We start from the raw sequence: 21,399 nt of genomic DNA, 5'->3' as shown, positions 1-21,399 counted from the left end.
GTCAAAAAGTGAGGTAAAGCTCATGAGAAATGTTAGTAGGTATAAAAATGGAGACACTTAAGCTGTTGCGTAAAATAGCTTAAGGAGTGATACCGATGCCAAATGAGTAAACTATCGACAAAAGTTAAATGCTTAAATCTTGTAAAAAAGTACCGAGGTGACGCTTATGTTGATGTTTGATGTAAGTCGTTATAAGAACGGCGACAAGTAAGTCTCATTGAGTGGTCAATGGGGAGATAGGTCTCAAATCATACGAATCAGAGGTGATTACTATGATGATGAATTTAGGACGTTATAAAAATGGAGACACTTCAAGTTATTGCATAAAATAGCTTAGGGAGTGATACCAATGTAATAGAAAATTTACAATACAAAAAAGTTATTTGTAAGTTGATGGAGGTAATCTATGATTGCTAGGTATAAAAATGGTGACACACAATGACTCCTCCTTATGAAAATATTTTTTACAAAATTCCAAAAGGATGTTCTAATGACAATTGAAGAATCTTAAAAGCTCATTCTAGCGTGTAAGAATGAGCTTTTTGATATGTGAAATTTTAGTGAAAGACTCTTAGTCCTTATTGTTTAACTGGACCTTTCGTAGGAGAGCCAGTCTTTTTTGTTCTTCGACTAGAGCCATAAAGATTTGGTATTGATTTTTAAGATGCGGCAGGAAGCTCTTAGGAATCTTGCTATCAAAGCTTAGGTTGTTCAGAAATATGGGGGCGCTACTGTCTCTATAGATTTGTCCTTGGAAGAAGTAGTTGTCGGTCACGATATCAACTGATATACGTGATGAGCGCCATCGACGTTTGCGCATGTACTTGGGTTTCCAACGAATCTTAAGTTGCTGGTCCTTGATATACCACCCCATGATGTCTATTTTGGCGGTCTGTTTCGTTTTGTCATCAAAGTAGGTTACTGGTACGCTTAAAACCTGCTGGCTTCTTGGTGAGGTTAAGAAGGGGTGAAAATCAGGAATGAAGTCGTAGTCCTTGCTAGACACTTCCGATAGACCGTCTTCTTCTCGTATTTTGCCACGGCTGACGTACTTGAAGAAGTCAAAACTCTTACCTTGTCTTTCTAGTCGTTCAGCCTCTAATTGATATCTTGTCACCTGATCACCAGTATTTTTAGTCGTCTTGAGGTAACGCATGATTTCTGCATCCTTGTAGTAAAGAGTAACGAGATTTTTTAGACGTTGACTAGGGTTCAGAGAGTGTAACTTGTCTGGGAAGGACAAGATTTGTATGTTTTGGACAGCGGCTAAAGGAACAGCAGCGATACCAGATAAGAGCTTGTCTAGTTCAAAGAGGGAGACGGTATCAAAATGACTGGTATGACCAAGCTGATGTGTTATGTCAACAACAAAGAGGTTATTGTCCTGTTTGAAAGTGATAATGTAGACGTCACTCGGACCTAAGTTTTTTAAATCATATTCTAGGGAAGTAATAGGAATATTATAGTAGTGGTTAAAGGTTGGAAGCCCTAGTTTTTCTCCTAATTTCTTTTTATGATAAAGCATTCTCTTATTTTAGCATGAAGTTTGGCCGGAGAAAAGACGACTCATAAGGCTTAATTTTTTTTCTTAGCGATTCAAATTCCTATCTATTCACTTTTCCCTTGCATTATCCTTCAAACTTTGGTAGAATTATATCTTGTGAGTGCACCTCACTTACTCGTGGCGAAAGACCATGAGTCATTAGACCAAAAGAGGAGGAAAATATCAATGGCTAAATACGAAATTCTTTATATCATTCGTCCAAACATTGAAGAAGAAGCTAAAAACGCTTTGGTAGCACGTTTCGATTCTATCTTGACTGACAACGGTGCAACTGTTGTTGAATCAAAAGATTGGGAAAAACGTCGTCTTGCATACGAAATCCAAGATTTCCGTGAAGGACTTTACCACGTTGTTAACGTTGAAGCAAACGACGATGCAGCTCTTAACGAGTTCGACCGTCTTTCAAAAATCAACGGTGACATTCTTCGTCACATGATCGTTAAACTTGACGCGTAAGAAGGTAAATTATGATTAATAATGTCGTACTCGTTGGTCGCATGACCCGTGATGCGGAACTTCGTTATACACCAAGTAACGTTGCTGTTGCAACATTCAGCCTTGCGGTTAACCGTAACTTCAAGGGTGCTAATGGTGAACGTGAAACAGACTTTATTAACTGTGTTATCTGGCGCCAGCAAGCTGAAAATTTGGCTAACTGGGCTAAGAAAGGCGCATTGATTGGAATTACAGGTCGTATTCAGACTCGTAACTATGAAAATCAACAAGGTCAACGTGTTTACGTAACTGAAGTTGTCGCTGATAATTTCCAAATGTTGGAAAGCCGTGCGGCACGTGAAGGTCACAGTGGTGGTTCTTACAACGCTGGAGGATTTGATAATTCAAATTCATTCGGTGGTGGATCACAACCTGCGCAATCTACACCAAACTTCGGTCGTGACGAGAGTCCATTTGGTAATTCAAATCCAATGGACATTTCAGATGACGATCTCCCATTCTAAGAATGGACAAAACGAATTAAATATATAAAGGAGAAATAAACATGGCTCAACAACGTCGTGGCGGATTCAAACGCCGTAAAAAAGTTGATTACATCGCAGCTAACAAAATCGAATATGTTGATTACAAAGATACTGAGCTTCTTAGCCGTTTCGTTTCAGAACGTGGTAAAATTCTTCCACGTCGTGTAACAGGAACTTCAGCTAAAAACCAACGTAAAGTAACAACAGCGATTAAACGCGCTCGCGTTATGGCACTTATGCCTTACGTAAATGAAGACTAAAAATAATACCCTCGACTGAGGGTGTTTTTTTTCTGCCTTGATTTTCTAAGCCTTTGTAATTTCTGGGGCTGACAGTGGAGAGTTTAATTTTATGCTTTAGGGGGAAAGAAAAACCAACTGGCCTTCTCATTCGTCTTGAGGAGCTAGTTGGTTGTTTTGTGGTATATAGAGTGTGTTTTCTAAGAAATCATCAAATTTTTGGTCGTTAACGAGGACATCAACATTATCTTTGAAGGCCTTGAAGCGGTTGGATAACCAGTGTGTTTTGATGTCTGCCCAATTGTTGAAGCGACTCCACCTGTAAGGAAGTGTAGGGTCCTGTTTTTCAAAGACATAGATACTGCCGTCTTTTTCGTAAGCTATAGCCGTGTGGAAATTGCTGACATCACCAGGGCTATTTTGAAAGACCGATAGGAGTTTAACCTTCTCTGGAAACTTGAGTCCAGCTTTTTTCCAAGCTTTAAGGAGATCGTCTGTAGACTGATAGCTGATATTATCCCCAAAGAGGAGACTGTAGAGAGCTTGATCCTTGGCGGTTAACTCTTTGTGGTGTGACTTAAGATCTATAAATTCGTTTTGAAGGGGGAGTTCCAATTTGGTGAGGTCCTCTGAGCTTGTAATAAGGTCGTGAAGAAGGAGGAAAGATGTTCGTCGACAGTTTAAGTCGTCAGTAAAGTGTGATTTATTCTCTTCAAAAGTTTTTTCATTAAGGAAGGTGACGAATTGGTTTTGATCTTTGCCGATTTTACTTTTGGTCCATTTTTTGACAACTGGCTGAAGGTTTGTATTTTCCTGATTGTAACGAGTAATATAAGGGGCTAGATTGTCCCAGTCTTTGGTCGGTATGCCTTTGCTTTTTAAGGCTTTGGCTAGCTGTTTTTCCTGAGTGGGAGTCGTCACGTTGTTGAAACTATAGTAAGCTTGATAGTTTTTCTGAGTATTCTTGTGGCTGCATGCCATAAGTAATAGGCAGCAAGCAATGATTAGTAGAGGGAATTTGATACGCATCTATTGGAATTCTTTCTTTTGTCTATTAACTTTAACATTTTAGTATAGAATAGCCAACTGTGTCAAGATTTCTGACGTAAAAAAGCACCCACAAGGGTGCTTGAGGTTGAGATTGATTAAGATGCAGGTGCGTAAGTACTTTGGACGTTGTAATGACGTTTGAAGAAGTATTTGGCAACACCAGCAATAACGCCAATGATAAGGATTACAATTGGTGAAAGACCAGGGTTGAGGTAGCTTGGAAGAAGAGCTGTAAGACTAAAGAGAGCAAACCATGCAATAAAAGAGAGTGTGATGACGGTCATGCTGAACCACCATTTTGGACGTTCTTCTTTTGGTTTGTTATTGTGACGGTAGATGTAGTGGTAAGGGGTATACATAGCAAGGCCTCCAATGAATGACACTGAAAGAAGGGTTGTGAGACCGTAGCTAGTTTGTGTACCTGAGAAACCAAAGATTGCGTTCATGATAGCAACGATGGCTAGAAGGAAGAGTGAGGTATCAAGCCACATCTTCCAAGGTGTTTTATCTGTTTCTGGCACTTCTTTGTTAGGCTTACCAGTTTCAGGTTTTTGGTGTTTTTCAGGAGAGAAACTAGCAGCCCAAACAGTTGGAGCACCAAGGAGTCCACGTCCTGTAATTCCTTTTTTCTGATTTTCGATAAGTTCAGGAATGACATTGCCAAGAATGTCTTTGATTTCTTGGTCTGATTTACCATCTTTGATGAGTTGGTTAGTTGCGATGTGGATAAATTCTTGGTTTTTCTTGGTGAGTTTTTGGATGTCCATGAGATGACCTTTCGATAAATAGTATTATTTTTTTTAGTTTTGTAGTTTAGGGAAAAGAAGAGGCTCTATGTTAGAACCATTTTTTCCTGATAAAGTAGATAACAACGCAGGATGACCCGAAGGCTGCCATGAAGAAGATGACCCAAAAGGCGTTATCTAAATCGTTTAGTGGCATAGAATTGTTTTTAAAGTTCATACCGTAGGCGGAGAAGATAACGGTTGGGATATCCAGAGCCATAGTCATGAGAGCGAGTGTTTTCATGATTGTGTTTTGGTTATTGCCGATGATAGAGGCAGAGGTTTCAGCCATGGCATTCAAGACATTTTCATAGATGCCTGCCATCTCAATGGCCTGTTGGGTTTCGACCAGCGTATCTTCCAAGAGATCCTCGTCCTCGATATATTTCTTCAAGCTAGAGGCGTTACCTGTTAGCTTTTTGACAATTCGCTCATTCATCTTAAGTGAGGCTTTTAGATAGACAATGGATTTTTCCAATTCCATCATGTCAATCAAGTGCTCGTTTTTAGTCGCATTTTCCAACTGAGCTTCCAATTTATCGCTCTGACGGTCGATAGAACGTAGGGCGGTTAGGAAGAGTTGAGCATTGCGATAGAGAATCTGAAAGACAAAACGGGTCTTCATAAAGGTGTAGAAGTTACGTACACGGTGGTTGAGGAAGTTGTCCATGAGGCTGATGTCCTCGAGACAGGTTGTAACAACCACCTCATCGGTAACGATGATACCCAATGGAATAGTGACGTAGTAGCTTTTGTTATTACGCTCTTCTTGGGTTGGGACGTCGACCAGAATCAGGGTGTAGTCATCTTCGACATCGATACGTGATGTTTCTTCCACGTCCAGAGGGGCACGGAGGTCTTGAATATCAATGTTAAAACGTTCTGCGACCTTCATGGCTTCTTCTTGGGAAGGGTTCACCAAATGAATCCAAGCACCAGGCTCGAATGTTTCAATTTCTTTGAATTCTTTTCCGGTGGATAAGAACATTTGTTTCAATGGGAACCCCTCCTTTTGTCATTAGGTAAGCGCTAGCGCCTTGATTACAAAAGGATTTTTACAATCGCTTTTAAGTAAAATAAACACTGCTCTTAGCTTTTTTTAGTGATGTCAAATGAGGCTTGGGACGATGTTCCTTGCCTTTTTTAGACACTCCAATATTATACTACATTTGAAACATTTTTGGGCTGGATAAATTGAAATTTTGTTATAATATGAGAGAAAGTCGGGATGGATTTTCCATCCGTCTGTAGAAAGGAGTGGCCGTAGCTTCTGGGTTAGGGCCTCTTAAAATATGCAAGATAAGTTAGTGATTCATGGAGCAAGAGCTCACAATTTAAAAAATATTGATGTGGAGATTCCACGTGATAAACTGGTAGTGGTTACGGGTTTGTCAGGTTCTGGGAAGTCTTCCTTGGCCTTTGATACCATCTATGCAGAGGGGCAACGTCGTTATGTTGAAAGTCTCTCGGCTTATGCCCGTCAGTTTTTGGGTAATATGGAGAAACCTGATGTGGACTCGATTGATGGTTTGAGTCCTGCCATCTCCATTGACCAGAAAACAACAAGCAAAAACCCTCGTTCGACAGTCGGAACAGCGACGGAGATTAATGACTATCTTCGTCTCCTTTATGCGCGTGTGGGTGTCCCCTATTGTCCTAATGGTCATGGGGCCATTCAGTCGTCCTCTGTGGAACAGATTGTGGACGAGGTTCTAGCTCTTCCAGAGCGTACACGTATGCAAATTTTGGCACCAATTGTTCGTCGTAGGAAAGGGCAACACAAGGCTGTTTTTGAGCGTGTACAGAAAGACGGTTATGTTCGTGTTCGTGTAGATGGTGAGATTTACGATGTCACAGAAGTGCCAGAGTTGTCCAAGTCTAAGATGCATAATATCGAAGTGGTTGTGGACCGCTTGGTAAATAAGGAGGGTATCCGTAGTCGTCTCTTTGATTCGGTGGAGGCGGCCCTTCGTTTAGCAGATGGCTACTTGATTGTGGATACTATGGATGATAATGAGTTGCTTTACTCAGAGCATTATTCTTGTCCAGTTTGTGGCTTCACAGTGCCAGAGTTGGAGCCGCGTCTCTTTTCATTCAATGCACCGTTTGGCTCTTGTCCGACCTGTGATGGTTTGGGTAATAAACTGGAAGTTGATATGGATTTGGTAATCCCTGATGCTAGTAAAACCTTGCGTGAAGGTGCTCTGGCGCCTTGGAATCCTATATCATCCAACTATTATCCAGCTATGCTTGAGCAGGCCATGGAGCAGTTCGGCGTGGATATGGATACACCATTTGAAAATCTGAAAAAAGAAGAACAGGATTTGATCCTCTATGGATCTGGGGACCGCGAATTCCACTTCCATTATGTTAATGATTTTGGTGGGGTGCGTGATATTGACATTCCTTTTGAAGGGGTTGTGACTAATATTAATCGTCGCTACCACGAGACCAATAGTGATTTCACTCGCAATGTCATGCGAGGTTATATGAATGAGTTGTCATGTCCAACTTGTCATGGCTATCGTCTTAACGAAGCAGCTCTCTCGGTTCGTGTTGGTGGTGAGAATGGCCTAAATATTGGTCAAATCTCTGATTTGTCTATTTCAGATCATCTTCAGGAAATTGATAACCTTGAATTGGGTGAAAATGAAGGAGTGATCGCTCGTCCAATTATCAAGGAAATCAAGGATCGCTTGACTTTCCTAAATAATGTAGGTCTTAATTATTTGACCCTCTCTCGTATGGCCGGAACCCTTTCAGGGGGTGAGAGTCAGCGTATCCGTTTGGCGACACAGATTGGCTCTAACCTTTCTGGAGTCCTATATGTTTTGGATGAGCCTTCTATTGGGCTTCATCAGCGTGACAATGATCGCTTGATATCAAGTCTTAAAAAGATGCGTGACTTGGGCAATACCCTGATTGTGGTGGAGCATGATGAAGATACCATGCGTGAGGCTGACTGGCTTATCGATGTGGGACCTGGTGCGGGTGCTTTTGGTGGTCAAATCATGGCCTCTGGGACCCCAGAGGAAGTTGCTAAGAACAAGAAATCAATCACCGGGCAATATCTGTCAGGTGCAAAATCAATTCCTGTTCCTCTGGAACGTCGTGTAGGTAATGGTCGTTTTATCGAGGTTAAAGGTGCTAGTGAAAATAACCTGAAGAATGTATCTGTCAAGTTTCCACTTGGAAAGTTGATTGCAGTCACTGGTGTTTCTGGTTCGGGAAAATCGACTTTGGTTAACGGAATTCTCAAGAAAAAAATTGCCCAAGAGCTTAATCGAAATAGTGAGAAACCTGGTAAACACAAATCAGTGACAGGAATCGAGCATATCGAGCGTTTGATTGATATTGACCAAAGTCCAATTGGGCGTACACCTCGTTCTAATCCAGCGACTTACACCGGTGTCTTTGACGATATTCGTGATCTGTTTGCCCAAACTAATGAGGCCAAGATTCGAGGTTACAAGAAGGGACGTTTCTCTTTCAATGTCAAGGGTGGCCGTTGTGAAGCCTGCTCTGGTGATGGTATTATCAAGATTGAGATGCATTTCTTGCCTGATGTTTATGTCCCTTGTGAGGTTTGTCATGGCACACGCTATAATTCTGAGACCTTAGAAGTTCGCTATAAGGGGAAAAATATTGCTGAAATTTTGGATATGACAGTTGATGACGCAGTTGACTTCTTTGCGGCTATTCCTAAGATTGCTCGTAAGGTGCAGACTATCAAAGATGTAGGACTTGGGTATGTGACCTTGGGACAACCAGCAACAACCCTATCAGGTGGTGAGGCTCAACGTATGAAACTAGCTAGTGAGTTGCACAAACGCTCTACTGGGAAGTCCTTCTACATTCTGGATGAACCGACGACGGGTCTCCATACAGATGACATTGCTCGTCTTTTGAAGGTGCTTCAGCGTTTTGCGGATGATGGCAACACTGTTCTCGTGATTGAGCACAATCTGGATGTTATCAAGACCGCAGACCATATCATCGATTTGGGTCCTGAAGGCGGTGTCGGTGGAGGTACTATCGTTGCTACAGGGACTCCAGAAGAGGTAGCAGCCGTTCCGGAAAGCTACACAGGACAATATTTGAAAGAAAAATTGACATAAAGGAAAAAGGGCTCTCTGAGTCTTTTTTTGCTTTAGGCTGGTTTAAGTTGAGTTTGCTATTCTATGGTTAAGAAAAAAGATACAGGAGCCAGACTATGGTTAAAAAGCGTTTTTTTATAGGATTTAATGGTATTCTTCTAGCCTTATTTCTAGATATTTGTCTTTTAATTAGTATTCGTACAGTGGATCATCACGGCCATTTTCAATCAGCAACAGATAAATGGGAAACTTTGCTTTATGTTTTAGGAATTTATTTTAGTTTTCTCCTTTTTGAAGTAATTTTTTATCTTATTCTGAAACACCGTAGAAATAAACAAGTTTTGGAACAGGTCTTATAAAGGCCTGTCTTTTTGTGTTCAGTGGTAGTGACATTTATGTCACTATTTTTTTGAAAAGGGAGAACTTATAATGACCTTATACCCAAATCCACTAGGTCTCCAAGACGACTAAATCTTTGTATAGTCCAAGTGGTTATTGCTGTATTTATTTTTGAAAAGAAAGGAGAAATAAGAATGCGAACTAAGGCATATGGTGAAGAGCTCAATGCTGAAACCTTAGAAAATGTTACAGGGGGTGGTTTTGTATCTAAACCTCAAACCTTACCTGAACGATTGGGTTGGAACAAATGGTGGTTGAAAAGAAGACCTCCTTATGGCGATTAGAAGTTACCATGAGCACCAGATATGGGAAAGAGGAGTATGGATAAACAGAAGAATAATCTTATTAGAAGTTTAAGCATTGTTATCGTGATTGTCTGGCTATTTATTGTGATCATAAATGCTACACTAAGTTTCACCGAAGGTGTTGCTTTTATTGACCATTGTCTCGTCTGGTCAACTTTTTCACTAGCTTTTTCTTTGTTTGCGCTTAGAGTAGCGAGTAAGGATAAGGAGGAATGATTTTCTCTGATGATTACTATAGCCTCAGGTTGAGCTTGCTTGCTTAGCCTTTTCTTTTTATCTTTAATCCTATGGGATGGTGACATCTATGTCACTATTTTTTATTTCGTTAAGCTCTTATAATGAAGTCATAGCTTGGACTTAGTGGCTAAAATATTAATATAAATAGAAAAAGGAGAGGAACATGGTAATTAGTGTCATGGTACCATTGCTTTTGTTAATTGGTAAAAAGTAAGATGTAACACAGTAAACAAATAAGGAGAATACATGAAGAAAATACAATTTATTTTGATGGCGAGTTTTGTTTTAGGTACTTGCCAGTTAGCGGTGCTTAGTGGAGCAGCGGATGAGTTAGATGTTAAGGAATCTACAGTCGAATTATCCAATAATTCTGTTGAGAATGGTGAAGTAGAGAATGTGGAAGTTTCTTCTGAAACAGCTTCTCAACAGGTAGCTGAGAAAGTTGAATCTATTAGTGAGACAAAGGAAAATTCGCTTCCTCAATCATCACAGACAGGAGTGGTTGAGACAGAAGTAAGGTCCGAAGAGGTCTCGGTTGAAACTTATGAAAAGAATCTTGAAAACCTGAAGCCAGTCTCTTATAGTGATGTCACAAATATGTTGACTGAAGATGGCGGGGACCATATCCTTTATGTTGGCCGGCCAACCTGCTACTATTGTCGTCAAAATTCTCCGGTTTTGAAGGATTTCAATACCCTGATTGATGGTCAGCTTCTTTATTACAATACAGATTCAGATCAGTTGGACCGTGAGTCTCGTAAAATACTATTTGATAAGCTAGGAATTCCAGGGACTCCAAGTGTCATTCGTCTCAAAAATGGTCAATTGGTTTCTGGCTATCTTGGCAGTGCTCCAGATGCCCGAGCTATTTATCAGGCTGTTTTCAAGGAAGAAACTGAGAAAACAGAGACACCAGAGGGAACAGAAGTAGTAGAGAAGGTGGAAAATCCCTTACCTGAGTCCCCTTCTGAAGATACTATCAAGGATAGTGATAAGGATGTAATTAATCATACTGAAGGGGCTGTTACTAGCCTAATGTCTCAAATTAAGCAAGTTTTTAGGAATCTAACAGATCTGCTTATAAGTCTTTTAGGGAAATTTATCTAACAGACTATTTTCTAAGTTGGAGAAATAAAAGAATTTATCAAATATGATTTCCTCTTTGCTTGTCTTGTTTGTGAAGAATACCTTAACGGCCTTTGTAACGGCTTATTTTGGAGTAACAGGAATGACTTTCTTCACGCTCTATTTGGCTAGTTTAGGGGATACCATGACTAAGCTGATGACTTATGTGCCATTTAGTTTTATGCGAGCAGTCTTTACTAGTGGTCAAGGGTTCTTTAATCTTCGCGAAGCCTTTGTTTTGTTTGTTTGGACTTTGGTTTTGCTCCTTTTTATGCCAACTATCTACGAAAAGCGAGCCTTTGTGTAATGCTAATAAAGTCAGAGTTTGATCTGGCTTTTTCTTTATGACCTCAAAAAAACAATCTAAAATGTCAATTTAATCCTTTAAAATCTGAAAATTTGGTATAATTAACCTAAAATACCAAAGGAGTAATTCATAATGCAACGTAGACTTGAACGATTTGATGCCAAACTTTCCCAATCAGGCCTTGATGCCTTGTTGGTGACAGGACAAAACAATATTTATTATTTGACAGATTTCTGGGGGACAAATGCGACTGTCTTCATCACTAAGAATCGTCGCCTCTTCTTAACCGATTCACGTTATACCCTCATTGCCAAACAATCCGTGCATGGCTTTGATATTATCGAAAGTAAGGACCCACTTAAGGATATTGTTAAAATTATCGAGGCTGATAAACTGGAAACAATCGGATTTGATAATCAGGTATCATTTGCTTACTATCAAGGTCTTCAAGCGATTTTTGAAGGCTACACTTTATCACCACAAAGCAACTTCATGGAAGAGTTGCGTATGATCAAGGACGAAAAAGAATTGGCAACTATCCGTAAGGCTTGTTCTATCTCAGACCGTGCCTTTACAGATGTACTTGATTTTATTAAACCAGGTCAAACAACAGAACTACAAGTAGCAAACTTCCTAGATTTCCGTATGCGTGAGTACGGAGCTTCAGGGGTTTCCTTTGAGTCTATCATTGCTTCAGGTTACCGTTCTGCTATGCCTCATGGGGTTGCTTCAGAAAAGGTTATCCAATCTGGTGAAACCTTAACGATGGACTTTGGTTGCTATTACAACCACTACGTTAGCGATATGACTCGTACTATCCATATTGGTGACACCACTGATGAGGAGCGTGAAATTTATGATATCGTTCTACGCTCTAACCAGGCCTTGATTGACGCAGCTAAGGCTGGTATGACACGTCGTGACTATGATAAGGTTGCGCGTGATGTTATTGTCGAAGCGGGGTACGGTGACTACTTTACACATGGTATTGGACATGGTATCGGTCTTGACATTCACGAGATTCCTTACTTTGGTAACTCTGATGAGACTATCGAAGCTGGTATGGTCTTGACGGACGAGCCAGGTGTTTATTTGGCTGATAAATACGGTGTTCGTATCGAAGATGACATCATTATCACAGAAAATGGTTGTGAATTGATTACCCTTGCGCCTAAGGAATTGATTGTTCTCTAAGATTTGGAGGAATACTTTATGCCAAACCGTTTATCTTGGCAAGATTATTTTATGGCTAATGCAGAGCTGATTTCTAAGCGTTCTACGTGTGATCGTGCCTTTGTTGGGGCTGTTTTAGTCAAGGACAAGCGTATTATCGCTACAGGTTATAACGGCGGAGTTTCTGAGACTGATAACTGTAATGAAGTAGGCCACTATATGGAAGATGGTCATTGTATTCGTACGGTACACGCAGAGATGAATGCCCTTATCCAATGTGCCAAAGAGGGGATTTCTACCAAAAATACAGAGATTTATGTGACTCATTTTCCTTGTATCAACTGCACCAAAGCTCTCTTGCAAGCTGGTATTGTTAAGATTACATACAAGGCCAATTATAGGCCCCATCCCTTTGCGATTGAATTGATGGAACAAAAAGGCGTTTCTTATTTGCAACATGATGTTCCAGAGGTTCACTTAGGAATGGATGAATAGTTTGTTCTTTGAAAAAAGCCTGAGGATTGGGCTTGAATCTATAAAACATTTGAGCCATGCTATCATTTATGGTAAAATAAACTGATAATAATTTTTTACAAAGAGGTATTTAATAATGATTGAAGCAAGTAAACTCCGTGCGGGTATGACTTTCGTAACTAACGATGGCAAATTGATCAAAGTTCTTGAAGCTAGCCACCACAAACCTGGTAAAGGTAACACAATCATGCGTATGAAATTGCGTGATGTTCGTTCAGGTTCAACTTTTGATACTAGCTATCGTCCAGAAGAAAAATTTGAACAAGCAATCATCGAAACAGTACCAGCACAATACTTGTACCAAATGGATGATACTGCATACTTCATGAACACTGAAACATATGACCAATATGAAATCCCAGTAGCCAACGTTCAAGAAGAATTGAAATTTATCCTTGAAAACTCAGACGTAAAAATCCAATTCTACGGAACAGAAGTTATTGGTGTTCAAGTTCCAACAACTGTTGAATTGACTGTTACTGAAACACAACCATCAATCAAAGGTGCAACAGTTACAGGTTCAGGTAAACCTGCAACACTTGAAACTGGTCTTGTGGTTAACGTTCCAGACTTTATCGAAGCTGGTCAAAAATTGGTTATCAACACAGCTGAAGGTACTTACGTATCACGTGCCTAAGCCCAACTAAGTCTTTCAAACCGCTGGTTTGAAGGCTTTATTTTCCAAACTAACGGAAAGGAAACATGCGATGACTACAGAAAATATCGGTGAAATTGTAATTGCCCCTCGCGTGCTCGAAGTGATTACAGGTATCGCTGCAACTAAAGTGGAAGGTGTTTACGCCCTTCAAAATAAAAATGTTACGGATAGTCTCAGCAAAACAAGCTTGGGACGTGGTGTTTACCTCCGAACAGAAGAAGATGGTACTGTAAATGCTGATATCTACGTCTCACTTCAGTATGGGGTTAACGTACCAGCGGTTTCAATCGAAATTCAAAAGGCTGTTAAAGCAGCTGTCTATGATATGGCAGAAGTGGCAATTTCAGAAGTCAATGTTCACGTTGAATCTATTGTTACTGAAAAGTCACAAAAACCAGACTTGGCTGAATTGTTTAACGAGGATTTTTTGAATGACTAATATCTTTAAAGATTCACGTCGTGACCTTCGTGAGCGTGCTTTTCAAACGCTTTTTGCCCTTGAATTTGGTGGAGAAGCTCTGGAACAAGCACATTTCGCTTACACTTATGACAAGCCAATTGACGAAGAAACTGAAGTTGATGTACCAGCCTTTCTCCTTAGCCTAGTAACAGGTGTCCGTGAAGAGTTGGCCCAACTTGATAGTCAAATTGAAGAAAAGTTGAAAGAGGGTTGGAGCCTCTCACGTTTGATTGTGACAGATCGTACTCTCCTTCGTTTGGGACTTTATGAAATCACGTCATTTGAAGAAACACCAGGACGTGTAGCTATTAACGAAATCATTGAAATCGCTAAAAAATATTCTGATGAAACATCTGCTAAGTTCATTAATGGTGTACTTAGTCAGTTTGTGACAGATGAGGCATAAGCAAAAGAAGTTGAGCGTTGTTTCAACTTCTTTTTTTCTACAAATGTAACAAGAAAAAAGTCGCAAGCGGAGATTTCTTGCGACTTTCATTTATATACTGCCACCAGCAATCAGACTCACTGGAAGTACATAATCACGATTAACTGTTTTGCCTTTAATTTTCTTGAGAAGAATTTCGACACAAAGCTTAGCAATTTCATCCAAAGGTTGTTGGATAGTTGCTAACTCTGGGTAGAAGTGACGGATAAAGGCGGTACCGTCATAACCGATGATTTTTAGGTCATCTGGGATAGAAAGTCCCAATTGTCTAGCTATCTTCATAACCAAGATAGCTGTTAAATCGTCCGAAACAAAGATGCCATCTGGTTTTTCACGAGAGATAATAGATTTGATTTCTAATTCTCGTCGCATGAGAGACAAATCGTTTGGAACAGGACAAATAATACCTTTCTTGTCCAATTCATAATTAAAACCTAGTTGACGAAGTCCTGTTGGAGAATCCGAATTATCATAGCCTGTAATCATGACAATGCGTTGACAGCCAGCCTTGACCATAGCTCTTGCGGCTAACTTGCCACCTTCAAAGTTGTCAGACGAAACAATAGGAATCTTTGGAGCGAGATTACGGTCGAAGGCAACGATGGGAGCTTCAACCTTCTCATAATCCTCAATACCAAGATTGTGACTAGACGAGATGATGCCGTCACATTGGTTGGCGGCAAGCATCTCCAAATAGTCTCTCTCCTTGTTAGGATCATGCTCACTATTACAAATAATGGTTTTATAGCCTTGCTTAAAGAGTTCATCCTCAAGACGTTCAATAAGTTCGGCATAAAATATATTGGAAATATTTGGGAAAATCAAGCCAACGAGTTTGGCCGACTTTCCTTGAAGACCTCGAGCTAAATTATTTGGTTTATAGTTGAGTTCTTGCATAGCAGAGTGAACTTTGTCAATGGTCTTCTGTGAGAGGTAGCCCTTTTTGTTTATGACGCGAGAAACTGTGGTTGGGCTCACACCAGCCAGTTCGGCAACGTCAGTAAGCTTTGCGACCATAAATCACCTTAGTATTTCAAGTCGAAGTAGTGCCCAGAAACGTTTCCTGATGTTACTTTGATACCAGTTTGTTCTGCACTTGGGAAAACACGACTAGTGAAGACTTTCTCACCTTTGTTGAAGTAAATTTCAACGATTGAGTTATCTACAAAGATGTTTGCTGTTGCAGCTTGACCGGCATCAAGTGTACATTCACGACTTGTTCCAAAGTCAGTAGCATATTGTTCACCAGCTTTAGAACGGTCAAGGATAACTTTTCCGTTCTCAGTATCAACAGTAAGTGACAAGCCATTTCCTTCTTGGTCTGCGAAGAGGACAAGTTCTGTTTGAGTGTTAGCTTCAAAGTTAAGTTCAAGCTCGTAAGTGTTAGTTGTTGCCGTTTTTTCAGAGAAATCTTCTTGACTAGCACGTAAGCTTGTAATAGCTTCTACTGGGTATTGGTAGAGTTTACCATCTTTGATAGATAATTCTTTAACCAAGCTCATAGCACCTTGATAGTCGTATTTGTCAGTTGGATAGTCCACGTCTGGGAGACCAATCCAGCTAACAATAAGGGCACGACCATCAGGAGTGTTAAATCCTTGAGTAGCATAAGCTTCGAACCCGTAGTCCAAGTTAATAATTGGTGTGCCATCAACAAGGGCAGGTTTCTCAGGGTCGAAATCTTGGAAAATCTTATAAGTATTAGGGTAAATATTGCCATAGTCAAGTTCAGCTTTATCAAGACCTTGTGGGCTATAAAGAAGAACAGGTTTGGTATCTACAAAGACAAGGTTAGGACACTCAATCATGTATTCTGAGCCAGTACCACCAAAGTCTAGGTCTCCAACTTCAACCCAGTTTTCGACATCATTATCAACAGCTTTGTAAAGTTTGATAAAACCTTGTTTATCGTGGTTTTGAGCACCTACGATAGCATAGAATTGTCCCTTGTAATCGAAGATTTGAGGGTCACGGAAGTGCCCAGTAGCGTCAGCAGGTTGTTTGATAAGAACCTTGTCGAATTTTTCGATTTTGCCGTCTTTATCCATCCAAGCGCCGATTTGACGTGGGTCACGAATCCAGTTTTCATCACGAACGTTCCCAGTATAGAAGATAAAGAGTTTATCACCGATTTGATAAGCAGAACCTGAGTAGGCACCGTGGCTATCATTTTCATGGTCTGGCAAGAGTTTGACACCAGTTTCTGTAAAGTGAACCAAATCTTCAGTTTCAGTATGCACCCATTGTTTCAAACCATGAGCAGCTCCAAATGGCCAACTTTGGTAGAAAAGTTGGAACTTACCATTAAAGTAAGAAAAACCGTTTGGATCATTAAGAAGCCCTGTTTCTGGTTCGATATGGTAACTTGCACGCCAAGGTGATTTAGCGACATTTTCTCTAATCTTTGTTTTTTCTTCGTCTGTCCAATCTGCGTATGGACGGTAACGAACTTCTGTTGGTAGATTCATATTTAGTAATCTCCTAATCTATTTGTTAATAATATAGTAAACGTTTTACCTATAAAAATCAACGATTTATAACAAAAAATAAAAAAATATGCTAAACGGTTGACATATGGCAGAAAGATGCTAAAATAGTTATCGTAAAGAAAAGCTAAACGCTTTCATACCAAATTTTATTAAGGAGAATTTTGCAAATGGATAACAAACAAATTGCAAAAGAAGTCATCGATGCCCTCGGTGGACGTGAAAACGTCAACAGTGTTGCTCACTGTGCGACTCGTCTACGTGTGATGGTCAAAGATGAAAACAAAATCAATAAAGAAAAGGCTGAGAACATTGAAAAAGTTCAAGGTGCTTTCTTTAACTCAGGTCAATACCAAATGATTTTTGGTACAGGTACTGTTAACAAGATTTACGACGAAGTCGTTGCTCAAGGTCTTCCAACAGCATCTAAAGACGAACAAAAAGCAGAAGCTGCTAAACAAGGTAACTGGTTCCAACGTGCTATCCGTTCATTCGGTGACGTTTTCGTTCCATTGCTTCCAGCAATCGTAGCGACTGGTCTTTTCATGGGTATCCGTGGAGCAATCAATAACGATACAGTTCTTGGTTTGTTCGGTACAACATCAAAAGCTTTTGCTGCTACTGATTTCTATACTTACACAGTTGTATTGACAGATACAGCCTTCGCCTTCTTCCCAGCCTTGATTTGTTGGTCAGCCTTTAACGTATTTGGTGGTTCACCACTTCTTGGTTTGGTTCTTGGTTTGATGATGGTTAACAACGCCCTTCCTAACGCTTGGGATGTTGCATCAGGTGCTGCTAAACCAATTTACTTCTTTGATTTTATTCCAGTAGTAGGTTACCAAAACTCAGTGCTTCCAGCCTTCTTCGTAGGTTTGCTTGGTGCTAAGTTCGAGCAATGGGTTCGTAAATGGGTTCCAGACGTTCTTGACCTTCTCTTGCGTCCACTTATCGTCTTCGCAGTAATGTCAGCTTTGGCCCTCTTTATCATTGGTCCTGTCTTCCATACTGTTGAAAGCTATGTTCTTGCTGCTACAGAATGGATTCTTAACTTGCCATTTGGTCTTGCTGGTCTTGTTCTTGGTGGAGTTCACCAAGTTATCGTCGTTACAGGGGTTCACCACGTCTTTAACTTGCTTGAAGCTAACCTCATTGCTAATACTGGTAAAGACCCACTTAACGCTATCATCACAGCTGCTATGACTGCCCAAGCTGGTGCGACACTTGCAGTGGGTGTTAAAACTAAAGATGCTAAATTGAAAGCACTTGCTTTCCCTGCAACTCTTTCAGCGGTACTTGGTATCACTGAACCAGCTATCTTCGGGGTTAACCTTCGTTTCGGTAAACCATTTATCATGGGTCTTATCGCTGGTGCTGCTGGTGGTTGGTTGGCCTCAATCCTTAACCTCGCTGGTACAGGATTTGGTGTAACAATCGTTCCTGGTACTCTTCTTTACCTTAACGGTCAAGTGCTTAAGTATGTGATCATGGTACTTGTAACACTTGCTCTTGGTTTTGCTCTTACTTGGATCTTCGGTTACAAAGAGGAAGAAGTTGAAGCTCAAAAAGAAGTTGTTGCTGAAGATATTGCATCTGCAGAATCAGCTCCAGTTGCATTGCAAGCCGAAACAATCGCTGCACCACTTAAAGGTGAAGTTGTAGCTTTGGAAAATGTTAATGACCCAGTCTTCTCATCAGGAGCTATGGGTAAAGGTGCCGCTATTAAACCTTCAGGAAACCAAGTAGTCGCACCATTTGATGGTGAAGTGCAAATCGCCTTCCCAACAGGTCACGCTTACGGTCTTAAATCTGATAAAGGTGCTGAAGTGCTTATCCACATCGGTATCGACACTGTCTCACTTGACGGTAAAGGATTTGATGCTAAAGTTCAAGCAAATCAACGTATTAAAAAAGGTGATGTCTTGGCTACCTTCGATAGCTCAGTAATCACTGAAGCAGGTCTTGACGATACAACTATGGTTATCGTTACAAACACTGCAGACTTCGAAGATGTTTCATCAGTAGCGACTGGTTCAGTTGCTGAAGGTGCAGACTTCATCGCAGTTAAATAATAAGCTAGAAAAGTCGAAGCCAATTCGGCTTTTTTAGTTAAATGGCTCATAAAGAAAAGTATGAAGCAGAGTAGTCTGTACCTCCTTAAACAAGGTCTCATTTAGATTGTCTTTTGCCTAGCTTTTATTTATAATAGTATAAATAGTTATTATTGATCATAAAAGGAGATAGCTTTACCTATGGCTAAACTTTACGGAAGCTTGGAAGCTGGTGGTACAAAATTTGTTTGTGCTGTTGGCGATGAGAAATTCCAAGTTGTTGAAAAAACTCAATTCCCAACAACTACACCTTACGAAACAATTGACCGTACTATTGAATTTTTCAAACGTTATGAAGATCAATTGGCTGGAATTGCAATTGGTTCATTTGGACCAATTGATGTTGATCCAAACTCTGAAACATATGGTTTTGTGACTTCAACACCAAAACCACATTGGTCAAATGTCGACCTTCTTGGTTTGATTGCTAAAGAGTTTAATATTCCTTTCTACTTTACGACTGATGTTAACTCATCTGCTTATGGTGAGACACTTGTTCGTAAAGGTGTTAAGAGTCTTGTTTACTACACTATCGGAACTGGTATTGGAGCCGGTGCTATTCAAAATGGTGAGTTCATTGGTGGTATGGGTCACACTGAAGCTGGTCACGTATATGTACCTCTTCACCCAAATGATGTTTCCAATGAATTTAACGGAACTTGTCCATTCCACCGCGGATGTTTGGAAGGTTTGGCTGCTGGTCCATCACTTGAAGCCCGTACAGGTATTCGTGGCGAATTGATTGAGCAAAATTCTGAGGTTTGGGATGTTCAAGCTTACTACATTGCTCAAGCTGCTGTCCAGGCAACTGTGCTCTACCGTCCAGAAGTTATCGTCTTTGGGGGTGGTGTTATGGGACAAGAACACATGCTTCGTCGTGTCCGTGAAAAATTCACAGCTCTTTTGAATGGTTACCTTCCAGTGCCAGACGTGACTGAGTATATTGTGACACCTGCTGTTTCAGGTAATGGCTCTGCAACACTTGGTAACTTTGCACTTGCCAAAGATGTAGCTGACAAACACTCACGCAAATAAGCAAAATATGTAAAATCGCTTTAAGACATGATCTTAAGGCGTTTTGCTCTATACAGGAGGATGTAATGGAACCTTTATTTTTAGATTCGCCAATGCATGAAAAAATCTGGGGAGGTAATCGACTTAAGACAGAGTTTGGTTACGATATTCCCAGTGAACACACTGGTGAATACTGGGCAATTTCTGCCCATCCTAATGGTGTATCCTATGTCAAAAACGGAAAGTATGCTGGTTTTCATCTGGCAGAACTTTACAAGGATAAACCAGAACTTTTTGGAAATCCCAAGACTAGTGTTTTTCCTTTGTTGACAAAGATTTTGGACGCTAATGACTGGCTCTCAGTACAAGTACACCCTGATGATGCTTATGGACTAGAGCATGAAGGTGAGCTAGGAAAGACAGAATGTTGGTATATTATTGATGCTGAAGAGGGTGCAGAGATTATTTATGGTCACAAGGCTAAGACAAAGGAAGAATTGGCGTCCTTAATTGAAGCAGGTGATTGGGACGGACTTTTGTCGAAAACTCCTGTTAAAAAAGGTGACTTTTTCTTTGTGCCAAGTGGTACCATGCATGCTATTGGTCCAGGTATCCTGATTTTAGAGACTCAACAATCTAGCGACACCACTTACCGTGTCTATGATTTTGATCGTAGGGATGATCAGGGCAATAAACGTGAGCTTCATATTCAACAGTCTCTTGATGTCTTGAATTTAGGGGACCCAGAAAATAGCGTCCCAGCAACTGTTAAGACCTTGCAATTAGAGTCGACTTGTTTGACATCAAACTCCTTCTTCACCGTATATAAATGGAAACTCAGCGGCTTGGTTGACTTCAAGCAATCAGCTCCTTATTTGCTTTGTTCGGTACTTTCTGGCAATGGGACTATGACTATCGATTCACGCATTTATTGTCTAAAAAAAGGTGATCACTTCATTCTTCCAAATGATGTGACAGATTGGGAAATTGATGGACAATTGGAGATGATTGTCAGTCACCCTAACGAGGCTTAAGTATGAGTAATGAAAAAGTTTTAGCTGCACTATTTGAGCGTATTGAAATCGGCAAATCCTATTATTTTGAGGGAGCTTACTATCGTCTGAAAGATTATGGAGATCACATTTATGGCTTACAACGGGCCATTCCGGGTATGTGCGGTGAAAAAACGGCCTCCCCTAGCATCAAATTTTACTGGAAAAATGGTGTCTTGGACTATCAATTCTACGTTGATTTTGAAGCTAGCCCTATGATAATGAAGGCCTATAGCGGCACCGACCATGCCTTCTTTGAGCAGGCTTTTGAAAATCTCTTGCATGATTTTGAGGATATCCTAGAGAGCCAAGAGAACTCTAAGAAGTAGTTTTAAAGCATTATTGTCGATATTTTCAGTGAATCTAATAAAAAAGTTT

At 40.4% G+C, this 21,399-nt stretch carries 24 protein-coding genes; 18 read left to right on the top strand and 6 right to left on the bottom strand.

Annotated features, from left to right (window positions below):
* Positions 1–571 precede the first annotated feature (571 nt).
* A complete protein-coding gene (locus PCY16_RS03050; RefSeq protein WP_195413504.1) occupies positions 572–1,525 on the bottom strand; it encodes a hypothetical protein in 954 nt (317 codons plus the stop codon).
* A gap of 204 nt (positions 1,526–1,729) precedes the next feature.
* Between PCY16_RS03050 and rpsF the strand changes: the two genes are divergently transcribed.
* The 3 genes from rpsF to rpsR are packed head-to-tail and all read left to right on the top strand — an operon-like array spanning position 1,730 to position 2,804.
* Positions 1,730–2,020, top strand: a complete 291-nt coding sequence (gene rpsF, locus PCY16_RS03045) for a 30S ribosomal protein S6 (protein ID WP_003093185.1) — start codon at positions 1,730–1,732, stop codon at positions 2,018–2,020.
* Between the two features lie 11 nt (positions 2,021–2,031).
* Positions 2,032–2,523, top strand: coding sequence for a single-stranded DNA-binding protein (locus PCY16_RS03040; protein ID WP_195413505.1), 492 nt, complete (start codon positions 2,032–2,034; stop codon positions 2,521–2,523).
* A gap of 41 nt (positions 2,524–2,564) precedes the next feature.
* Positions 2,565–2,804, top strand: coding sequence for a 30S ribosomal protein S18 (rpsR, locus tag PCY16_RS03035; RefSeq protein ID WP_000068665.1), 240 nt, complete (start codon positions 2,565–2,567; stop codon positions 2,802–2,804).
* Between the two features lie 126 nt (positions 2,805–2,930).
* Here the strand turns inward: rpsR and PCY16_RS03030 are convergent, their stop codons facing one another.
* The 3 genes from PCY16_RS03030 to PCY16_RS03020 form a co-directional block, all read right to left on the bottom strand.
* Positions 2,931–3,812: a DUF4300 family protein gene (locus PCY16_RS03030; RefSeq protein ID WP_195413506.1), complete on the bottom strand. Its 882-nt coding sequence runs from the start codon at positions 3,810–3,812 to the stop codon at positions 2,931–2,933.
* A gap of 116 nt (positions 3,813–3,928) precedes the next feature.
* Positions 3,929–4,600: a DUF1129 domain-containing protein gene (locus tag PCY16_RS03025; protein ID WP_013991182.1), complete on the bottom strand. Its 672-nt coding sequence runs from the start codon at positions 4,598–4,600 to the stop codon at positions 3,929–3,931.
* A gap of 70 nt (positions 4,601–4,670) precedes the next feature.
* Positions 4,671–5,615 (bottom strand): magnesium transporter CorA family protein, encoded by a 945-nt coding sequence (locus PCY16_RS03020; protein ID WP_021143614.1) that lies wholly within the window; start codon positions 5,613–5,615, stop codon positions 4,671–4,673.
* 295 nt (positions 5,616–5,910) lie between these two features.
* On the opposite strand from PCY16_RS03020, the gene uvrA reads away from it, so the two are divergent.
* The 11 genes from uvrA (at position 5,911) to nusB (ending at position 14,319) form a co-directional block, all read left to right on the top strand.
* Positions 5,911–8,736 carry an excinuclease ABC subunit UvrA gene (gene uvrA / locus PCY16_RS03015; protein WP_070575484.1) on the top strand — a complete coding sequence of 942 codons (2,826 nt, stop codon included), beginning with the start codon at positions 5,911–5,913 and terminating at the stop codon, positions 8,734–8,736.
* Positions 8,737–8,831: 95 nt separating this feature from the next.
* On the top strand, positions 8,832–9,074 hold the full coding sequence (locus PCY16_RS03010; protein WP_037602605.1) for a DUF3923 family protein: 243 nt from the start codon (positions 8,832–8,834) through the stop codon (positions 9,072–9,074).
* Between the two features lie 174 nt (positions 9,075–9,248).
* Positions 9,249–9,398, top strand: a complete 150-nt coding sequence (locus PCY16_RS03005) for a hypothetical protein (RefSeq protein ID WP_171966959.1) — start codon at positions 9,249–9,251, stop codon at positions 9,396–9,398.
* Between the two features lie 36 nt (positions 9,399–9,434).
* Positions 9,435–9,635 carry a hypothetical protein gene (locus PCY16_RS03000; protein ID WP_195413507.1) on the top strand — a complete coding sequence of 67 codons (201 nt, stop codon included), beginning with the start codon at positions 9,435–9,437 and terminating at the stop codon, positions 9,633–9,635.
* Between the two features lie 267 nt (positions 9,636–9,902).
* Entirely contained in the window at positions 9,903–10,763 is an 861-nt protein-coding gene (locus PCY16_RS02995) for a thioredoxin family protein (RefSeq protein ID WP_195413508.1), read from the top strand.
* Between the two features lie 43 nt (positions 10,764–10,806).
* On the top strand, positions 10,807–11,088 hold the full coding sequence (locus PCY16_RS02990; protein ID WP_004183459.1) for a hypothetical protein: 282 nt from the start codon (positions 10,807–10,809) through the stop codon (positions 11,086–11,088).
* A 132-nt stretch (positions 11,089–11,220) separates the two neighbouring features.
* Entirely contained in the window at positions 11,221–12,282 is a 1,062-nt protein-coding gene (locus tag PCY16_RS02985; protein WP_195413509.1) for a Xaa-Pro peptidase family protein, read from the top strand.
* An 18-nt stretch (positions 12,283–12,300) separates the two neighbouring features.
* On the top strand, positions 12,301–12,756 hold the full coding sequence (locus PCY16_RS02980) for a deaminase (RefSeq protein ID WP_110981001.1): 456 nt from the start codon (positions 12,301–12,303) through the stop codon (positions 12,754–12,756).
* Positions 12,757–12,871: 115 nt separating this feature from the next.
* The gene (efp, locus tag PCY16_RS02975; RefSeq protein WP_002891830.1) at positions 12,872–13,432 is read left to right on the top strand and encodes an elongation factor P; all 561 of its coding nucleotides are present in this window, start codon (positions 12,872–12,874) and stop codon (positions 13,430–13,432) included.
* A gap of 70 nt (positions 13,433–13,502) precedes the next feature.
* A complete protein-coding gene (locus PCY16_RS02970; RefSeq protein ID WP_002884704.1) occupies positions 13,503–13,892 on the top strand; it encodes an Asp23/Gls24 family envelope stress response protein in 390 nt (129 codons plus the stop codon).
* The gene (nusB, locus tag PCY16_RS02965; RefSeq protein ID WP_002884506.1) at positions 13,885–14,319 is read left to right on the top strand and encodes a transcription antitermination factor NusB; all 435 of its coding nucleotides are present in this window, start codon (positions 13,885–13,887) and stop codon (positions 14,317–14,319) included. Before PCY16_RS02970 ends, nusB begins: the two co-directional genes overlap by 8 nt.
* Before the next feature lie 90 nt (positions 14,320–14,409).
* Here the strand turns inward: nusB and PCY16_RS02960 are convergent, their stop codons facing one another.
* On the bottom strand, positions 14,410–15,375 hold the full coding sequence (locus PCY16_RS02960; protein WP_195413510.1) for a LacI family DNA-binding transcriptional regulator: 966 nt from the start codon (positions 15,373–15,375) through the stop codon (positions 14,410–14,412).
* Between the two features lie 8 nt (positions 15,376–15,383).
* Positions 15,384–16,826, bottom strand: a complete 1,443-nt coding sequence (locus tag PCY16_RS02955) for a sucrose-6-phosphate hydrolase (RefSeq protein ID WP_195413511.1) — start codon at positions 16,824–16,826, stop codon at positions 15,384–15,386.
* A gap of 188 nt (positions 16,827–17,014) precedes the next feature.
* On the opposite strand from PCY16_RS02955, the gene PCY16_RS02950 reads away from it, so the two are divergent.
* The 4 genes from PCY16_RS02950 (at position 17,015) to PCY16_RS02935 (ending at position 21,350) form a co-directional block, all read left to right on the top strand.
* Positions 17,015–18,916, top strand: a complete 1,902-nt coding sequence (locus tag PCY16_RS02950; RefSeq protein ID WP_002884626.1) for a sucrose-specific PTS transporter subunit IIBC — start codon at positions 17,015–17,017, stop codon at positions 18,914–18,916.
* Between the two features lie 180 nt (positions 18,917–19,096).
* Complete coding sequence (scrK, locus tag PCY16_RS02945; RefSeq protein ID WP_002891824.1) at positions 19,097–19,990, top strand: fructokinase ScrK; 894 nt, start codon at positions 19,097–19,099, stop codon at positions 19,988–19,990.
* Positions 19,991–20,055: 65 nt separating this feature from the next.
* Entirely contained in the window at positions 20,056–21,003 is a 948-nt protein-coding gene (manA, locus tag PCY16_RS02940) for a mannose-6-phosphate isomerase, class I (RefSeq protein WP_060971692.1), read from the top strand.
* 2 nt (positions 21,004–21,005) lie between these two features.
* Entirely contained in the window at positions 21,006–21,350 is a 345-nt protein-coding gene (locus tag PCY16_RS02935) for a hypothetical protein (RefSeq protein WP_083312367.1), read from the top strand.
* The last annotated feature ends 49 nt before the right edge of the window (positions 21,351–21,399 follow it).

Origin of the sequence: Streptococcus sp. SS4, from assembly GCF_030440125.1 — a bacterium.
In the GTDB taxonomy this organism is placed as follows: Bacteria; Bacillota; Bacilli; order Lactobacillales; family Streptococcaceae; genus Streptococcus.
The sequence above is the reverse complement of the archived record's forward strand: the minus strand, read 5'-3'. Positions and strand labels throughout refer to the sequence as shown.